The sequence below is a fragment of the Bartonella sp. MU37NMGALS genome (assembly GCF_042194015.1).
Lineage (GTDB): Bacteria > Pseudomonadota > Alphaproteobacteria > Rhizobiales > Rhizobiaceae > Bartonella > Bartonella grahamii.
Genome location: NZ_JBHIML010000097.1, coordinates 1 through 1,109, shown reverse-complemented (window position 1 = coordinate 1,109; position 1,109 = coordinate 1). Strand labels below are relative to the sequence as shown.

1 protein-coding gene and 1 pseudogene are annotated in these 1,109 nt (G+C 40.2%); both read left to right on the top strand.

Features of this window, described 5'->3' with window-relative positions; translation table 11 throughout:
- Positions 1-28: 28 nt before the first annotated feature.
- Positions 29-796, top strand: coding sequence for a hypothetical protein (locus ACFIJP_RS09270; RefSeq protein WP_375627131.1), 768 nt, complete (start codon positions 29-31; stop codon positions 794-796).
- Positions 796-1,109 (top strand): annotated as a pseudogene (locus ACFIJP_RS09265) (hypothetical protein); the annotation flags it as partial. The gene ACFIJP_RS09270 and the pseudogene ACFIJP_RS09265, both read left to right, overlap by 1 nt.

Below are 1,109 nucleotides of genomic sequence, written 5' to 3'. Positions count from 1 at the left end.
AGGGTACAGTGAAGAAGAGGCGCGGTTCATGGCACGTAATCCGCAAATGCTTAGTGCGATGCTAACAGGTGGTGATAAACCTCAGTTAGATAAAGGTTATGAATGGGATCCCAATTCACAACTAGGTGAACGTAGAGCGAGACCGGTTAAGGGGTCGATGCAGGAACTTGAGTATAATCAAAAACTACAAGCCCAGAAAGAGTGGGAGGGTAGAAGGATAAAAAATATGTTCACCACCAAGCAGCAGTTGAGAGCTGGATTAAATGATCTGAAAGCTGCTTTTGAACTCATTCAAAAAGGTAGTGCTACAGGATTTAAGGGGTGGTTTACGAAAAAAGCTGGTGGAAGTGATGGGTACAAATTAGACAAATTATTGGAGGGAATTAGAGGTGGTGTTCTAAGGACGGTATTTGAGAATCTAAAATCGATGAGTCCTAGCGGAACAGTAGGAACTGGTCCTATATCAAATTTTGAAAGTCAGGCACTATCATCAATGTTTGGTTCTTTGGATGTTGGGCGAGATAAAGAGGGATTGGAGAGGACTTTACAAGTAATTAAAACAGCATTTGATTTTTTCAATAGGCATAATGATCTTCAACTGTACAACGCATTAACAGGTCAGCCTATAGATACGCCCCAAGAAATCTCTGATAAATATTTTGTAGATTCACCGATGTCACAAGGAGGTGGTGCAAATATACCTATAATGAAATGGCAGGAAGGTATCGACAGAGATGATATCACTGTGTTTATAGATGCGTCTACCGGTAAGCGTATTGAAAAGGAAGAGTATTAATGAATACTTATACTAGCATTCCAGAATATGTAACATCTAAAAGTGGAAAACGTTACCGTTTGCGTGTTCTCGATGACAATTCGAGAGGTGGCACTCCAGAATATGTAACATCTAAAAGTGGAAAACGTTATCGTTTGCGTGTTCTCGATGATGCTCCGAATTTTGAAGAAACACCATCATCCCAACATCCCGAAATAAGTGAAAGTGAAGCTTTTTGGAACTCTTTAAAGCATGGATTGAGTTTTAATTTAGATGATGAGATTGCGGGGATTACAGCGGCAGGACGTGATTCTGATGATGAGTTGGCAATAAG